Raw genomic sequence first — 16,929 nt, forward strand, 5'->3', positions numbered from 1 at the left:
TTTTTTACCGATAAAGTTTACAGTGTCTCACTGCTCCTTTCTTTATTTTGTGCGTTGAAACCTGATAAATCAGGTCCGGAATTATCCTTCTTTTCAATTAAATGATCTTTCATTCGATATGATCGACCAGTGATTCGGATAACTTTAGCGTGATGAACCAAGCGATCTAAAATGGCGTTAGCTAACATCTTATCTGAAAAGGTGTTTCCCCACTTAGAAAGCGGAATATTAGTGGTGATAATGGTTGATTTCCGTTCGTATCGTCTTTCAATTAACTGAAAAAACAGCTTAGCGCCCACTGACTCAATTGGAAGATAACCAATCTCATCAATGATTAGAATTTGAAAACGGGCATACCGGCGTAGCACTTCTTCGCTCCGGCCTTGAACTTGTGCTGTTTGAAGCTTGTTGATGAGGTCGCTACATCGAATAAACTGCGTTGAAATTCCTTGTTTACACCCTTCAATTCCAATGGCGGTGGCTAGGTGAGTTTTACCGACACCGGAGGTGCCGATAAACAAAACGTTTTGATTCTCTTGGGTGAATCTTAGTGATCCCAAGTCCTCAATTATCCCTTGGTTAATTCCCGGTTGATAACTAAAGTCAAAGTCAGCTAACGTTTTTTCATATGGAAAGCGGGCTAGTTTAATTCTCAAATTAATCTTTTTTTGTTCCCGGTATTTAAGCTCAGCCGTTGTCAATTCGAATAAGGCATCACTCAAGGACTTGGGTGCTTCATCTTGATGATCCAATAGGTAGCCTAAATGTTCGGCGAAACGATCTAACTTTAATTGTCTAAGGTTGGTGTATAAAGCTTGGTAATTGGCCATTTTCTCACTCCATTTCATCAAACATCTTCAGGTTTCGGTCGACGTAATCATCAATGACTCGGTCATCACGATTCTTATAAAGGTCTGATCGGACAATCTCTTCCATGTCATCGCGAAGGTAAGTAAATCTTTTCAGTGAAATAGGGTGAGAACGAATTAATTCTCCGTTATAATAAATGTATAGAGTATTGTCATCGTGTTTAATTTGTACGGTTTCGTCAATATATCTTATGGGGACGGAGTATTTCCGATTTTGAAAGACAATCATTGATTCCTTGCTAACTTTCCTTGCGATGGTTTGGCTGGCATAGGCATCGAGTAAGTCGTGATCAAAATCCTGGAGATACTCTTTTTCTTTATCAAGCAATAAATAAGGCGGAATTTGAGTCGCCTGAGACTTCTCATGATTCAGCTGATCACACGTCAAATGGACGATCTCGGCTAAGTCTAGCGGCTCTTCAAACTCATGGTTGTAAACTTTGATTCGCTGAGTAGTTCTGGCCAGCGCCTCAACCTTTCCTTTGGTTTGTGGCCGAAACGGTCGACAAGCAATTGGCTTGAAACCAGCGTCCTTAGCGTATTCAACGAAGGTTTCATTAAATACCGGCTTACCAAAATTACTTTTATGATGATCGACGACAACCTTTTGGTTGTCAAACCAGATTTCTTTCGGCACACCCCGGTTGCCCAAAAGGCATTAGTTAAGCAATCAAAAAAGGTAATTTGGCTGCGACTGAAGGTAAATTGCATGTATTTCATTCGCGAGTACCCTAAAACATATAAGAAGATGTTGCCTTTGACAATCTCTCCATGCCGAGAAACCAACGTTAAATCTTCTTTCCAATCAACCTGGGCTGAAATCCCTGGCGAGGTTTCAATCCGGATAGTGGCTTTTTTCGTTGCGGCTTTTCTGATGGTTCGACAATAGTCTCTGAGAATACTTTGCTTTCCTTGATAGCCACGTTCTTTGATAAAGTAATAAATTGCCGTTGCCGAACAGCCTTCTAGAACCTTTTCTTCAATCGTTTTTCGATAATCGTCAAGTTTACTCGGCCGCCGTAAGGGTTGTGGCTGCTCATCTGGGGGCGTAAGCCCTAAATTGTAGTATCTTTTTACCGTTCGTGGATCAACACCGTATCGCCGACCAATTTCAGCGAAGTTGGGCTTTATTTTGTTCATAATATATTGCTGGACACACTGCTCAACATCTAAACGCATTTCAGTTCCTCCAAATTTGAGATGCGTTTATTTTACCGTAAAAAAATGTTGGAAAACCGACATTTTCTAATCGGTATTTTCCAACATTTTACAACCGTTGCTGACATACATACGGCAAATTTTTCAAAATTGCACAATCTATACCATTTACCTATGCTATAATAGCAAAATAATATTGGGGGAATAGTTATAATGAAAAACATTAAAGAACTGCACGACTATATTAAAAAGCATTACAACAATGGCGATTATCAAGAAGCTGAGCAAGCTTATAAAAATTGGAAAGATACAAATGACTATTCATACCATGATGATGTAGACGAAAGTGACGATTATACCAGAGGCTATAACCAAGCTAAAAAGGACTATCAAGAGCAGCATACATTTAAACATTTTCCAGAAAATTTAATAAACTTAGTTAACCTAATTTCAAAAAACAAAGCTTTAGAGGTTGCCAATTTTGTTGAGGGTTATAAAGCCTATGAGAAAGAAATTTCAAAATAAAAAAATATTTCACTTTACTTCTTTGCACCTCATTTTTGTTTCATGTTACAAAAATCTCATAAAAATAAATATTTTTACACCAAAGAGAGTGTGACATAAGTCGGTAAAATTTGAGTGCTAACTCGAAATTACGAATATAGCGAGTACTTTGCTATGAGTAATTCAAAGTTAGACGGAGAATTTTGAATTATGGAACACGTTTATCCGGAATAAAAGAGGGGCTAAATGTCGCCTAAAGAAACGAAACGTATACCATAGATTATGAATAGTGATAGTATAGTATCACTAAAAAAGACAATGGTCATCCAGTTACCTTGCGACTTGTTTTGACGATAACACTCAAAAAATGGTAGGTCAAAAACAAATGCTTTGGAACCGGATTTGCTGGATACTTGAGACTTATGTTAAGTTCGATAATTGGTTAAAAAATTTGGTGATCGTCTTAAAAATACAAGAATAGAAATGAATTTAATTCAAGAACAAGTGAATAATGTTTTTTATTACTAGACAAACAATTTCCAGTTGGGAAAACGAAAAAAATTAGTCTGACATTGTCAACTTAATTAAATTAAGTGATTATTGCCACATTTCACTAGGTACTTTACTAAAGAAAGTGACAGGTCTGCGTGAGTTTTTAGAGAAAAATGAAGTTACGCGAGAGATAGAGCCAATTTAGCGCGATCTTATAGTTATTGATTTACTAGTATGCTCATTACTACTTGGCGAGGTTTTTTAGCTAATACAATTGGTTTATTTATACTTCGAATACTTTTTTGTAGTGTGCAAAAGCTTCCTAATCATTTTCATGATTATTATGTTATTGGTCTTATTGAACAAGGATCACGATTACTGACGTACAATACACAAAAAGAGAGTTCGCGACTTTTGTCCCGAACCCTTAGGTGGTTAAGCATAATTAAAAACCACTTATCAAACAGCAGCGTTAAACTTTTAGTAACTGCAACCCCTTTTCGGCAAGCGGTTTAACAACAATTCCGCGAATAATATAAGCTAAGAATAATGAGCGAGCCCAAACTGTAAGTAATGAACCCATTGAAATATGAGAAATTCCTCCTCCAATCAGCATCCCAAAACTGCTCATACTCAAACACATCACAATAATCATGGAACAACTCCGAATTCTGGCACTTCGTCGTTCGATTTTAACTTGAGAAATCATCGACTTTGTAGCATGAGTAATCAAAAAATTAGTAATTTTAGAAGCGATACATACATTATAGATAAATGCAAATAAAACTGTTGGTCCCCACCAAATCCAAAAGCTAGTAAGTGCGTTTGAAGTAAATCCGGTTGCCATAAGGTTACCCGTTAAGCCCATAATAGTGCCCATGCCCAAACACATTTCGGCCGTAAAAAATAAACGTTGTTTTCGATTCATAGATTCTTCTCCTCCAATGGTTGACAAATCAACTAATATTAGCATAACCTGTTTAGTTTATTTGTCAACTGAATTTGTTTATAATAACATTTAGAAATAGAGGTCTTTTACTTGAACAATATAAAAATAAATCAGCTTGGACGATACGTAGGTATTATTCAAAGGGCATCCATGACAGCTTTGAATCATCGGTTAAATTTACCTGGGTTAACTGCCTCAAATGCTAATCTGTTACTTTTTGTAAATGAACATCAAAAAGTAACTGCTAAAATGGTGGCAACTCAACTGGCTATTAATAAAGGCTTAGTTAGTCGAGAATTTACGATTTTAACTAATAATGGATACATTAAAAAGAGTATTAATTTAAATGATCGTAGGAATACTTGGATTGTTTTAACTGTCAAAGGACAAAATGCTTGCGATGAGATTAGCCAACTGGTGACAAGCTGGTGGCAAGAACAACTTAAAAAAGCAAATTGTCAAAACCAACAAGTTCTTTATTCAGAATTAAATAAATTAGCAGCCAGTATTATTGGAACATCACTAAAATCGTAAGAGAATTTGATAACACATTGTCAGATAAATTATTTGAGCACACGAATCCTTAGCTTAGGAGCTGACAGAGGAACTCTTGTTGTCAAATTAATGGATTAAGGTTGTATTGGTATCCGAGATTAGATTAAATAAAGACTAGCTTGCTTGGTTTTCTGCTCAGCTTTGTGCTATATTGAGCATGAAGGAAGTGTATTAAAATGGCGTTAGTAAAAGCAGCTGTGATATACGGTCCAAAGAATATCCGGGTTGAAAAAAGGGACATTCCTGATCCCGGAGATGATGAAGTACAAGTTGACGTTTCATTTAACGGTATTTGTGGAAGTGATATTCATGAGTATTTAGAGGGTATGGATTTGGCAACGGTCTCCCACCCTTTAACTCATATGAAGGCACCATTAATTCCAGGTCACGAATTTTCTGGAACAATTTCTCAGGTTGGCAAACAGGTATCTCAGCTAAAAATTGGAGATAGAGTTGCGGTTGAGCCAATAATTGCTTGTGGAAAATGTCCAGAATGTCTTTCTGGACATTATAATTTATGTGAACATTCTATTGGAACTGATAATGCGGCTGGTTTTTTAGGCTTTTCTGCTAATGGTGGGTTAGCTGAAAAGTGTAATGTAAAAGCCATTTTTGCTCACCGATTACCAAGTGATTTTCCGCTTGATCTAGGTGCATTAGTTGAACCTGTGTCAGTTGCTGCACAGGCAGTATTGGAAAGTCACGTATCTACCGGTGATGATGTTTTAATTCAAGGAGCGGGGCCAATTGGATTATTTACAGCTTTAATGGTAAAAATAGCCGGAGTTCACAACATCATAATAAATGATATGTCTAAAGAACGTTTAGATTTAGCTAAAAAATTAGGTATTTTAGACACACTGCATGCAGCAAGCCCCAGAGAGCTTCATGAATTAGTTTATGCTAAGACTAATGGACGCGGTGTTGATATTGCATTTGATTGTGCTGGAGTTCAACCCACACTTGCTGGTGCAATTGAAGCCTTAAAAGTAGGTGGCAAGGTGACAGTAATCGCATTATTTGGTGAACCACCTGTTGTAGATATTAGAACTTTACTTAAAAAGGGTGGCAGCTTGTTAACATCTTATGGATATGCGAATAAGTTTGAGCGTGTAATTAATATTATTGATAATCATCGTGAGCTGTTTAAGCAAGTTATTACTAAAAAAATAAAATTAAATGGATTAGTTTCAGAGGGCATTGAAGCTTTAGCACATGATAAAAAGCAAGCTAAAATTTTAGTCGATATGAAGCCTGACTAAATAGAAAAATAGCTTACTTTGATGGTATTACATTGAAATTAAAATTTAGAAATTCTGTTCTAAGTTTTTGCTCTCATGTAAAAGAATTAGAATGAAGGCAATTATCAGGTGGGCACAGAAAAAAATAACAAATGACTTATTGTAGTCCAAACTAGTGATCAAGTATCCACCAAATAATGGTCCTAGAGCACGACCAATTGCACCAGATAGACTACCAACGGCTTGGACCGTGCCACGATTACGATCGTTAGCATAACGATTCAATAAGATTGGAATAGCAGTTAAAGCAAGCATCTCGCCTAAAGAAACAAGCGTGATTCCTGCGATAAAGCGCCAATAATTTCCAGTATTAATAATTATTAAGTATGAAAAAGCAAAAAGTAACACGCCTAAAATGACACGTAACTTATCAGCCTTGAATGTGTTAGGGAATAAGCGAATGATAAAAGGCTGTAAAACAATAATTTCTACCGTACTAATTGTAAATAGAACGCTGTATTTTTGAACAGAGATCCCATTATTAGTCATTAAAACAGAAACATTGCTGTTCCATTGTTCATAACAAGCCCAGACAACAATCATGGTTAAGCTGAGTAATAAAATATAGCCAAAGGTACGGTTGTTAGGAAGTGCGTTTTTAGTATTTTTTTCAAGCGGGTTACGCAAAGTGTCAATTGATACAAACTTAGTTTTGATAATAAACAAAGCCAGTAAAAATAAGATCACTGAACTACCAAAAACAACTCGAATATTGATACTGAAAAGGATTCCGGAAAGAAAAGTTGCAATTCCCATACCTATATTTGCAACCCAATATCCATTATTAAAGATATTACTATCGAATTTTTGCAAAAAAGCTAGATAACTATTGATTGATGCGTTTAAAACACCTAAACCAAGCCCGTAAAGAATCAACAAGATGGGATATAAGGGCCATTCGGGATAAATAGCTAGTAAAAGTAAGGAAAGAACCATGTCAATGCCACCGAGGTACATTAACGGCTTGGTTTTCCATTTATCAAATAAACGACCACCAATTAAATTTCCTAAGGCCATTGCACCAGAAAAGCCTAGAAGGGCATAGCCGGCAACAACTAAACTTTTATGCAAAGTGTTATGGATATATAAAGTGGTAATTGGCATGATGAGACCAATTCCCATATTGACTAACATGTTTGTTAATAAGACAAATTTGTTTTTCACATGACAAAATCTACCTTCCACTACACCTAAAGTGTATGATTTCAATAATTAAATGATAAGGAAAAAAAGGACAATCGGCAAGGAAAATTGTGTAAACAGGCAGAGAAACTAGTTAAAACTTAGTTCTCCGCTTTTTTGTATGCAATATTTGTGATTTTTTTCTATAATATTGATAATATATTTTTTAATTTTAATATCAGAGGCAACTAAATTGAATTTTAAAACTCATCAAAGTTGGTTAGTAGATCTTTATAAACGAAGAAATTGATATCAATATTCGCCTTTTATCAGCCTTAATTTCTTATAACGGAGGAGGTTGGGGAATTATCAAGAGCCATTCGAGCTATTGAAATTTGTCGTGACTACCTTAGAGAAGCTAAGCAAGCGTAAAAAGATTTAAAAGATAACTTAGTTGAAGAACTTGCAGACGTATTAGATCAAGTTTTAATAATGACTGACAAATTTGACATTGATCCTGAAATATTACTTAAACACAGCCAAGATAAACTATCAAAAAGATTTAATAAACAATAACTTCCCAAAGGTCAGATTGGTATGATAGCATTAATGAACTTCGCTAGATAGCCAAGTTAAAAAGATCCAACTAAAGCAACAGTTACATGATGTACATTAGGAAAATAGTCAATAATGGCAACTTATGTCTGAATCGAATACAGGTTTATTGTGATTAAGTGGATGTCATATTTTCTAAGTTATTGTATTATCAAAAGTGATTAAGACTGATTATCTAGTTTAGGCTGCAAATCTAATTTTTAAGGAGAGAGAATTATAAAGTCAAATTTATCATGGAGTATAAGAGACCAGTATCCAGAAAAAAATACTATTAGTATCAATCAATTAAAAATCAATAAAATAAAAGTATTCAAGACTATTGAGTTGTATTTTCACAATTATAGTGATATTGAACAGTTTAAAACACCGCTCAGAATAACACCTAAGTCTATTAGAATTGACTATGCTTATAAGGGAACTGTAAATTTTGAAGGCGATAAGCGAAATTTATATTTAGCACCCTTTGTATTAAAGGTTGACAAACGTTCTTTAGATTCGGAAAATTATCACTTTGTAGATGGTAGCTTTGAAGGAATTACCATTTTGATTAAGGAAGGTGAGTTAGATAGTGAGCTGAGTCAACTCGTTGGAAACTTTCAAGGGTGGACTGATTTCAATCACTCTGAAAACTATTTCTTTTTAAAAAGTAGTTTTATAGAAAATCTATTTAATGATTTGAAATCTAAAAGTATCAAAGACTCACTGCTTTTCCTTAAATTAAAAGTAGCTGAATTAATTTTGTATTTAAAGTCATCGCAAGCTCTTAAAGATTCAATAAGACCAGAGAAGTTATCAGCAACAGACAATATAATTATTAGAAATATTGCTGAATACTTAAATAACAATTTAAACAAACAGGTTAGCCTACATTTTCTATCTATAAAGTTTAACGTTAGCCAAACCAAACTTAAAACATTATTTAAGGAAAAGTACGGCAAAACATTCCATGATTACTGCACCGCGCAAAAAATGGATTATGCCGCAAAGCTACTGGTAAAAAGTGATATGAAAATTTTTCAAATAGCTAATGAAGTTGGCTATATAAGTTCAAGCAAGTTCTCTTCGGCTTTTAAAACAAAATATTTTTTGACACCACGAGATTTTAGGAAAAAGATTAGGCTAAATTCTTAGACTGTTTGGGACATTATGAACCATTTGGAGCCTAATAAGGGTTTCTTCATGTTAAAGTGTATTCATTACTTTTTAACAGGGAGGAACCCTTTATTCATGAAAAATAAATTATTTGTAGCGACCCTCATCTCATATTTAGGAATATATATAACGATGCCGGTTTTATCTGCTATTTCAACGCAAGCACATTTAGCACCAGGACAGATTGGCATAATGATCTCATTAGGAGCAATTGCGATGCTTTTATTTGCTCCAGTATGGGGGAGATTAAGTGATAAAATTGGGCGAAAACCAGTTATAGTAATTGGACTAATTGGAATGGGATTATTATTTATCTTATATATCGAGCTTTTTAAATTATCAATAGCGACCTCTAAAACTGTTGCGGCTTTAGTGGTTTGCCTTATAGGTGCAAGATTTCTGTTGGGTATTTTTATGACAACAGCTCCCACAGCAGCTAATGCATATATGGCGGATATTTCCAGCCCGGAAGAGCGAGCTAAAGACATGTCTTCATTAGGATTTGCTACTGGTCTATCAATGGTTATAGGACCAATTATTGGCGGCTGCTTATCATCAATAGGAACCCTGGCATTACCATTTTACGTATCAATTGTTTTATTAATATTGTTTGGAATTCTCATGATCTTTTTGTTGCCAAATACAAAAAATAATGTTGCTACTTTGGAATCAGCATCTAAGTCAACAACTTCTAAAAAGTTTCTTTCATTTCAACTGTTTGGATGGTTAGTAGCTGGATGTTCAGTAATGTTTGTTGTTGTGGGACTACAATTACTAACCTCACTATATTTGCACGATGCCATCGGCCAATCAATTGTTCAAAGCGCTAAAACGGCTTCTTTACTTTTTGTCATTTTAGGTGTTTCATTAATGATTATCCAAATTGCTCAAATTAAATTTTTTAACTGGACCGCTAAGCAAATGATGACTCGCTCGATTCTTCTAATTATTTTAGGCTTGCTACTAATTGTATTGACAAGGGACTTTATACTCCTGCTTATTAGCTATATTGTCATTGGAGCAGGTGCTGGGTTAGGAATGAGTTCGTTATCCGCAGGGGCTTCTCTGGTAGTCTCGCAGGACAATCAAGGTTCAGCGGCAGGGGCAGTTGCAATGACACAAGGAATTGCGGGGATAGTATCACCATTGCTGGGCTCGTTTGTATATCAAATTAATATAAAACTTCCTTTCATAATTTTTGCGCTCTTTGCCTTATTTGCTTATATCTTATTTCTATTCTCAAATAAAAAAGAAACAACAAATTGAAAATATACTTTTATGTACAAATTAAGAAAGAAATTTTCAAAAATTATAGAGGTACGCAATTGATTTAAAAGGGGAGTATAAAAGAATGAATATATTACAATTACTACCAGATACACTAAAGAAAATTGCGGTGGTTCCTTTAGATAAAAAGTACAATTCAGTTAGATCAAATTGCTTTAGAGTTGGGAGCCCAGCATTAGTTCTTACTGCAACAAATGAATTACAAATCAAAGAGACAGTCAAGTTTGTGGCATACCTGAATAAGATTGAAAATAGAAAGATCCCTTTTTCCGTTCGAAGCGGTGGTCATGGGATGATGATGACTTCTGTTAATAACGGTGGAATTATCTTGGATATTTCACAATATAATCATGTTACTATAGAAGATTCTGACAAGGGAACTGTACGTATTCAGGCAGGCGCTGTCTGGGGTGATGTGGCACAGGTATTAAGTCCTTATCAATTAGCTATTTCAAGTGGGGACTTTGGTGACACTGGTGTTGGAGGGCTTTCAATCTTTGGTGGGATTGGATTGATGGTTAGAAAGCAGGGCCTCACAATTGATCATATTATTGGAGCCCGGTTAATAACTGGAACTGGTAGCGCTCTTTGGGTCGATAAAGAACATTATTCTGATATTTTTTGGGGAATTCGGGGAGGAGGACAAATAGGAATTGTCACAGAATTTTTGTTTGAGGCATTCAAAATTCCAACTAATAGCAGGGGACTACAAACGCCCGTTGTTTCTCAAGAGATTATGTATAAAGTAAAGGATATTTGTTGTTTTATCAAAAAATGGCAAGATTGGGTTAATAACTCAACTGTTAAGTTGACAAGTAATTTAATGATTAACAAAAATTCAGATAAATATTGCCGTGTTAACGCGCACAATCTTTGGTGTGAGCAAAAATCCCGTGAAGCAACAGATATACTAGATAAGTCAAAGTTGCTCGGCCCTATTGAAGAAGAAAAAACGCAGGAGTTAAGTTATGCAAAGCTGGTTAAAGCCCCTCATATTCCTCACACCGGACAAGACAAAATGTATATAAAAAATGGTTTAGTTCAGAATTTGTCAGAAGATATAATTTCAAGCATTGTGCACCTTTTGAATAGTTCGGAAATTATGTCTATTGAAATTCGGTCAATCGGAGGTAAGTTAAATCAAAAATCAAATTCATTTAATGCTTGGTCTCATAGAAATGTAAAATGGTTTATTGCAATTTGGGGTAGTGTAGATAATGATAAAAAAATAAACAAATTAGTTAACCCATTATTAAATAAGCTAGATGGAGTTTATGGCGGCTATTCAAGTGACATTAGTTCAGAAGAAAACGAGAAGATTTGGTCCCCTACAACTCTTATTAGGTTAAAAAAGTTGCAGTTGAAAACAGATCCTCAAGGAATTTTTACATGCAGAAGATGATTGGATTGATAATCTGATTTATGGCTTTTATAGATGGAAAAATTGGATGAATTATTTGTTGAGATAAATTAATTATTTGTCAAAAGATATAACCAATACATTGGAGCACTTTCAACGACTATATGGGGAATGTTTTCTTAAACACATTACTAAAATAGTTTCAATATCTACAATTCAAACAGTGAAGTGTTTTGTTCATACAAAGCAATGTTAGCGACCTTATTCCGTTTTGGAAGAGGTCGCTGTTTTTAATTTTAATCAGCTCAACAATTAAGGTCACGATAAAGGTACCGCAAGCCAGCATTAGTTGTTAAGTATTTGACGTGGGCACTTAGGCTACGCTTTTCGTTAGGATTAAACCCTGCACATCCTCCGCTTGGACTTGATCCAGCTACACCGGAAAACGAATTTACAACCAGTCTTATCAAGGTTAAGCTATAAGCAATAGTTAGATATAAGGAGTGATTTTTTGATTAGAAATGTTAAGGAAATTGATGGAATAGCGATTCAAAGGCTTAATAAAGATCAATTGGGTTATGATTATCCTCTTAATAAAACAAACAAAAATCTAAAAAGATTATTGAATGACAGTCGACATCACTATATGTTGGTTTTTGAAGATGATAATACTAAAAAAGTTAATGGCTACGTACATGTGTCAACGCCGATGTGAAAATGTAGTTTTTTGCCGATTAAAAAATGCTGTTTTTTACCGATAAAGTTTACAGTGTCTCACTGCTCCTTTCTTTATTTTGTGCGTTGAAACCTGATAAATCAGGTCCGGAATTATCCTTCTTTTCAATTAAATGATCTTTCATTCGATATGATCGACCAGTGATTCGGATAACTTTAGCGTGATGAACCAAGCGATCTAAAATGGCGTTAGCTAACATCTTATCTGAAAAGGTGTTTCCCCACTTAGAAAGCGGAATATTAGTGGTGATAATGGTTGATTTCCGTTCGTATCGTCTTTCAATTAACTGAAAAAACAGCTTAGCGCCCACTGACTCAATTGGAAGATAACCAATCTCATCAATGATTAGAATTTGAAAACGGGCATACCGGCGTAGCACTTCTTCGCTCCGGCCTTGAACTTGTGCTGTTTGAAGCTTGTTGATGAGGTCGCTACATCGAATAAACTGCGTTGAAATTCCTTGTTTACACCCTTCAATTCCAATGGCGGTGGCTAGGTGAGTTTTACCGACACCGGAGGTGCCGATAAACAAAACGTTTTGATTCTCTTGGGTGAATCTTAGTGATCCCAAGTCCTCAATTATCCCTTGGTTAATTCCCGGTTGATAACTAAAGTCAAAGTCAGCTAACGTTTTTTCATATGGAAAGCGGGCTAGTTTAATTCTCAAATTAATCTTTTTTTGTTCCCGGTATTTAAGCTCAGCCGTTGTCAATTCGAATAAGGCATCACTCAAGGACTTGGGTGCTTCATCTTGATGATCCAATAGGTAGCCTAAATGTTCGGCGAAACGATCTAACTTTAATTGTCTAAGGTTGGTGTATAAAGCTTGGTAATTGGCCATTTTCTCACTCCATTTCATCAAACATCTTCAGGTTTCGGTCGACGTAATCATCAATGACTCGGTCATCACGATTCTTATAAAGGTCTGATCGGACAATCTCTTCCATGTCATCGCGAAGGTAAGTAAATCTTTTCAGTGAAATAGGGTGAGAACGAATTAATTCTCCGTTATAATAAATGTATAGAGTATTGTCATCGTGTTTAATTTGTACGGTTTCGTCAATATATCTTATGGGGACGGAGTATTTCCGATTTTGAAAGACAATCATTGATTCCTTGCTAACTTTCCTTGCGATGGTTTGGCTGGCATAGGCATCGAGTAAGTCGTGATCAAAATCCTGGAGATACTCTTTTTCTTTATCAAGCAATAAATAAGGCGGAATTTGAGTCGCCTGAGACTTCTCATGATTCAGCTGATCACACGTCAAATGGACGATCTCGGCTAAGTCTAGCGGCTCTTCAAACTCATGGTTGTAAACTTTGATTCGCTGAGTAGTTCTGGCCAGCGCCTCAACCTTTCCTTTGGTTTGTGGCCGAAACGGTCGACAAGCAATTGGCTTGAAACCAGCGTCCTTAGCGTATTCAACGAAGGTTTCATTAAATACCGGCTTACCAAAATTACTTTTATGATGATCGACGACAACCTTTTGGTTGTCAAACCAGATTTCTTTCGGCACACCCCCGGTTGCCCAAAAGGCATTAGTTAAGCAATCAAAAAAGGTAATTTGGCTGCGACTGAAGGTAAATTGCATGTATTTCATTCGCGAGTACCCTAAAACATATAAGAAGATGTTGCCTTTGACAATCTCTCCATGCCGAGAAACCAACGTTAAATCTTCTTTCCAATCAACCTGGGCTGAAATCCCTGGCGAGGTTTCAATCCGGATAGTGGCTTTTTTCGTTGCGGCTTTTCTGATGGTTCGACAATAGTCTCTGAGAATACTTTGCTTTCCTTGATAGCCACGTTCTTTGATAAAGTAATAAATTGCCGTTGCCGAACAGCCTTCTAGAACCTTTTCTTCAATCGTTTTTCGATAATCGTCAAGTTTACTCGGCCGCCGTAAGGGTTGTGGCTGCTCATCTGGGGGCGTAAGCCCTAAATTGTAGTATCTTTTTACCGTTCGTGGATCAACACCGTATCGCCGACCAATTTCAGCGAAGTTGGGCTTTATTTTGTTCATAATATATTGCTGGACACACTGCTCAACATCTAAACGCATTTCAGTTCCTCCAAATTTGAGATGCGTTTATTTTACCGTAAAAAAATGTTGGAAAACCGACATTTTCTAATCGGTATTTTCCAACATTTTACAACCGTTGCTGACATACATGCAGAACTGTATGAAGAAACTTACTTTGATCCGATGTTTAACATCTTAGCTTTGGCAGTTGATGCTACCTCTCAAAATAAAGGGATTGGTAAACAGTTAATGCTTAAAGTTGAAAAAATAGCTAAAAATTGTGGAGTAAGTAGTATAAGGTTAAATTCAGGAGAATCTCGCTTGGGTGCTCATGAATTTTATAAAAAGTTGGGATACGTTAATAATAAAAGTCAAAAGAGATTTGAGAAAACATTAGATTAATTTTGAGCAGAATGTGTGCAATTAGGTCTGAAATGCTGTTATTTGGTGGAAATCCATCAATTTTGAGTGAGAAATCATTGAAAGCTATTGATTAATTTGTTACGGGAGACAGCGTACACCATGATTTGTGGAAAGATACCGCGAATTTTTGTAAAACGATACTGTAGTACATAGTTAGTTAGAACTTATAGTTAGTACGGCTAATTTTTATACTTGCAGACTATACACTGTTTGCAATAATATAATTTGATGTTTATTTTTTAAACAACTTTATTTTGTTATTCTGCCGAAATGAGGTTGCTTTTTTGTATGACGGATTTGCAATTGAAGTGCAACGAGTAAAAAATAAAAAAATAAATTCATAGCCTAAGTCCTGTAGAACGAAGCTACCACAACGTGAAGTGCCCCATGATTGTTAGACAGATTGAATTGTATCTCAGATGGAGAGCTTTGATTTATGAAATCCGTTTATCCAGAATAAATAGAAGGACAAGTTGAAATTTAGTTTCTGATCCAGCTCATTGCTAAATGTTATTATTATACAACTTTGCTAATCTACCTATTCTTCTTTTTAATTCTAGACGAACATGTAAGGGCTCTAAGCATTCACAACGTTCCCCGAAACTTAGAAGAATACCATAGTAATACTCGTTTTCTATGAAGGGGAAGTTAACGATATAGTAATTGTCACCAGCTGGTAAAAATTTATCCCAAGCGCAGTAATCAAGAAGTCGTTCCATAATTGATTCATGAATACGGAGCTTAGTGGTTGTCTGAAGTTTTGACAGCGTTTTTGGTGTGTTTAAAAAAGGTTGTTTATATTTTTGGGGAACAAAGTTAATTTCTTCCATTTCTAGATTTGATAAACGAGTTAATTTAAATAAGCGAAAGTCTTTTCGTTTTAAACAATAGCTTTGGAGATACCACTGACTGCTTTTTAACACAAGGCTGTAAGGCTCCACCTGGCGCTTAGTCCTGTTTCCTTTATGATTAATGTATTCAAATGAAAGTAATTTATTTTCCTGTAGAGCAATTTTTATGATATTTAAATAAGGCTCTAGGTTTCTATTTTCAATCCAATGACTAAAATCGATAGATATTTGTTCTGTTTGTAAATTAGTAGTTTCTAGCTTTTCCACAGGGATAAAACTTTGAAGTTTTGCAAGTGTGTTTGCATAATCCTTATTCTTTATTATGTTTGGAATAGTGGAAATTCCTATTAAAAGAGTAGTTATATCTGATTCGGAAAAAACCTTCTTATCAATTTTATAGGCTTCCATAATTTCAAAACCGCCACCAACACCAGAGGTAGAACGTATAGGGATACCCGCCATGTTAATTGCTTCTATATCTCGATAAATTGTACGTTTTGAGACTTCAAACATCTCCGCTAATCCTTTTGCACTTATTCGCTCTTTATCAATAAGCGTCATAATAATACTAACAAGTCTATTAACTTTCATTTAATGTCCATTCTAAAAATATTTGCCCTTGTTGCCATAATGCTGTCAACAATCACCTAGTATGATAATAACAGAACCAATAACAGGAGGAAACTTATGAAGACAATTTATATTTATGTATTAGACACGCTAGCAGATTGGGAATTAGGATATGTGACCGCAGAGTTAAATTCTAGACGCTTTTTTAAAAAAGATGCCCCCTTACTTATGATTAAAACAGTCGGTTATTCGAAAAAAGCAATTAAAACTATGGGAGGAATGAAAATTGTTCCTGATTGTTTAGTTGAAGATGTTGAAATAAATGATGGTAATGTACTTTTGTTACCAGGTGCTGATACGTGGAGTAAGCTTCAAAATGCAGCTGTGATTGAAAAAGCGAAAGCATTACTCGCTGCAGGAGGTATAGTAGGAGCTATTTGTGGGGCTACAGTGGCACTGGCAGATTTTGGACTATTAGACAATTGGTTACACACTAGCAATGGTTTGGAATTTCTTGAGATGGTTTCAGTTAATTATAGAGGTGAAAAATACTATAGAGACCAATGTTCTGTGAGCAACAATAATCTTATAACTGCAGGTTCAGCTGGGGCTTTGATGTGGACGAAGCAAATTATGGAAAGCTTAGAGGTATTTAAGAAAGATACATTAGATTTTTGGTATGCCTATTTTAGTACAGGTAATACCAAGTTCTTCTTTAAACTTATGAAAACCTTACCAGCTGAATAAAGTGATTAAATATTTTCGTTGAAATTAAGAAAGGTCTCTAGCGCATAAAGCGTGATACACCAAAAGTTAAAGTGAAATTTTAGATTCATTGTCATTGAGCGTTTTAAAAGGAGCATTGAGTTTTTCTGTAGTAGCTTTCAACGAGGCTAATAAAAAAAGAGGACGGATTGTTCATTAAAATAAGTTGCGCTAATGTACCACAAATCATCGCAAAGTT

The 16,929-nt window shown here is 35.4% G+C and carries 15 protein-coding genes and 2 pseudogenes; 10 read left to right on the top strand and 7 right to left on the bottom strand.

The annotated features are described in order from the left end of the window. Positions 1 to 17 precede the first annotated feature (17 nt). Together istB (AB3Y88_RS07350) and istA (AB3Y88_RS07355) are read right to left on the bottom strand one after the other, a co-directional pair. Complete coding sequence (istB, locus tag AB3Y88_RS07350) at positions 18 to 848, bottom strand: IS21-like element helper ATPase IstB (protein WP_313819558.1); 831 nt, start codon at positions 846 to 848, stop codon at positions 18 to 20. After that, positions 835 to 2,048: pseudogene (istA, locus tag AB3Y88_RS07355) on the bottom strand (IS21 family transposase). The gene istB (AB3Y88_RS07350) and the pseudogene istA (AB3Y88_RS07355) overlap by 14 nt, the downstream one beginning before the upstream one ends. Before the next feature lie 192 nt (positions 2,049 to 2,240). On the opposite strand from istA (AB3Y88_RS07355), the gene AB3Y88_RS07360 reads away from it, so the two are divergent. Further along, positions 2,241 to 2,552 carry a hypothetical protein gene (locus tag AB3Y88_RS07360; RefSeq protein ID WP_228888418.1) on the top strand — a complete coding sequence of 104 codons (312 nt, stop codon included), beginning with the start codon at positions 2,241 to 2,243 and terminating at the stop codon, positions 2,550 to 2,552. A 943-nt stretch (positions 2,553 to 3,495) separates the two neighbouring features. Here the strand turns inward: AB3Y88_RS07360 and AB3Y88_RS07365 are convergent. Beyond that, positions 3,496 to 3,951 carry a hypothetical protein gene (locus tag AB3Y88_RS07365; RefSeq protein ID WP_228888421.1) on the bottom strand — a complete coding sequence of 152 codons (456 nt, stop codon included), beginning with the start codon at positions 3,949 to 3,951 and terminating at the stop codon, positions 3,496 to 3,498. 111 nt (positions 3,952 to 4,062) lie between these two features. Here AB3Y88_RS07365 and AB3Y88_RS07370 point away from each other — a divergent pair, with 111 nt between their 5' ends. Beyond that, on the top strand, positions 4,063 to 4,506 hold the full coding sequence (locus AB3Y88_RS07370) for a MarR family winged helix-turn-helix transcriptional regulator (RefSeq protein ID WP_156653489.1): 444 nt from the start codon (positions 4,063 to 4,065) through the stop codon (positions 4,504 to 4,506). A 197-nt stretch (positions 4,507 to 4,703) separates the two neighbouring features. Beyond that, positions 4,704 to 5,789 (top strand): alcohol dehydrogenase catalytic domain-containing protein, encoded by a 1,086-nt coding sequence (locus AB3Y88_RS07375; protein ID WP_228888423.1) that lies wholly within the window; start codon positions 4,704 to 4,706, stop codon positions 5,787 to 5,789. 45 nt (positions 5,790 to 5,834) lie between these two features. Here AB3Y88_RS07375 and AB3Y88_RS07380 read toward each other — a convergent pair whose 3' ends face one another. Next, on the bottom strand, positions 5,835 to 6,992 hold the full coding sequence (locus AB3Y88_RS07380; RefSeq protein ID WP_228888425.1) for an MFS transporter: 1,158 nt from the start codon (positions 6,990 to 6,992) through the stop codon (positions 5,835 to 5,837). Between the two features lie 211 nt (positions 6,993 to 7,203). On the opposite strand from AB3Y88_RS07380, the pseudogene AB3Y88_RS07385 reads away from it, so the two are divergent. The 5 genes and pseudogenes from AB3Y88_RS07385 to AB3Y88_RS07405 all read left to right on the top strand — a co-directional run bounded on the left by AB3Y88_RS07385 (position 7,204) and on the right by AB3Y88_RS07405 (position 12,079). Then, positions 7,204 to 7,526: pseudogene (locus AB3Y88_RS07385) on the top strand (MazG nucleotide pyrophosphohydrolase domain-containing protein). A 363-nt stretch (positions 7,527 to 7,889) separates the two neighbouring features. Beyond that, complete coding sequence (locus AB3Y88_RS07390) at positions 7,890 to 8,696, top strand: AraC family transcriptional regulator (RefSeq protein ID WP_228888428.1); 807 nt, start codon at positions 7,890 to 7,892, stop codon at positions 8,694 to 8,696. A 96-nt stretch (positions 8,697 to 8,792) separates the two neighbouring features. Beyond that, entirely contained in the window at positions 8,793 to 9,983 is a 1,191-nt protein-coding gene (locus AB3Y88_RS07395) for an MFS transporter (RefSeq protein ID WP_228888429.1), read from the top strand. An 85-nt stretch (positions 9,984 to 10,068) separates the two neighbouring features. Then, a complete protein-coding gene (locus tag AB3Y88_RS07400; protein WP_056960550.1) occupies positions 10,069 to 11,406 on the top strand; it encodes an FAD-dependent oxidoreductase in 1,338 nt (445 codons plus the stop codon). Positions 11,407 to 11,875: 469 nt separating this feature from the next. After that, positions 11,876 to 12,079, top strand: coding sequence for a hypothetical protein (locus tag AB3Y88_RS07405; protein ID WP_228888431.1), 204 nt, complete (start codon positions 11,876 to 11,878; stop codon positions 12,077 to 12,079). Positions 12,080 to 12,128: 49 nt separating this feature from the next. On the opposite strand, the gene istB (AB3Y88_RS07410) is transcribed toward AB3Y88_RS07405, so the two are convergent. Both istB (AB3Y88_RS07410) and istA (AB3Y88_RS07415) read right to left on the bottom strand, forming a co-directional pair. After that, entirely contained in the window at positions 12,129 to 12,959 is an 831-nt protein-coding gene (gene istB, locus AB3Y88_RS07410; protein WP_313819558.1) for an IS21-like element helper ATPase IstB, read from the bottom strand. Next, the gene (gene istA / locus AB3Y88_RS07415; RefSeq protein ID WP_228890254.1) at positions 12,946 to 14,160 is read right to left on the bottom strand and encodes an IS21 family transposase; all 1,215 of its coding nucleotides are present in this window, start codon (positions 14,158 to 14,160) and stop codon (positions 12,946 to 12,948) included. The genes istB (AB3Y88_RS07410) and istA (AB3Y88_RS07415) overlap by 14 nt, the downstream gene beginning before the upstream one ends. 21 nt (positions 14,161 to 14,181) lie before the next feature. On the opposite strand from istA (AB3Y88_RS07415), the gene AB3Y88_RS07420 reads away from it, so the two are divergent. Beyond that, positions 14,182 to 14,523, top strand: a complete 342-nt coding sequence (locus AB3Y88_RS07420) for an N-acetyltransferase (RefSeq protein WP_228889867.1) — start codon at positions 14,182 to 14,184, stop codon at positions 14,521 to 14,523. A gap of 524 nt (positions 14,524 to 15,047) precedes the next feature. On the opposite strand, the gene AB3Y88_RS07425 is transcribed toward AB3Y88_RS07420, so the two are convergent. Next, complete coding sequence (locus AB3Y88_RS07425) at positions 15,048 to 15,986, bottom strand: YafY family protein (protein ID WP_228889864.1); 939 nt, start codon at positions 15,984 to 15,986, stop codon at positions 15,048 to 15,050. Between the two features lie 96 nt (positions 15,987 to 16,082). Between AB3Y88_RS07425 and AB3Y88_RS07430 the strand changes: the two genes are divergently transcribed. Then, complete coding sequence (locus AB3Y88_RS07430; RefSeq protein ID WP_228889861.1) at positions 16,083 to 16,712, top strand: DJ-1/PfpI family protein; 630 nt, start codon at positions 16,083 to 16,085, stop codon at positions 16,710 to 16,712. Positions 16,713 to 16,929: the final 217 nt, after the last annotated feature.

The organism is Liquorilactobacillus satsumensis (assembly GCF_964065465.1).
GTDB lineage: Bacteria > Bacillota > Bacilli > Lactobacillales > Lactobacillaceae > Liquorilactobacillus > Liquorilactobacillus satsumensis.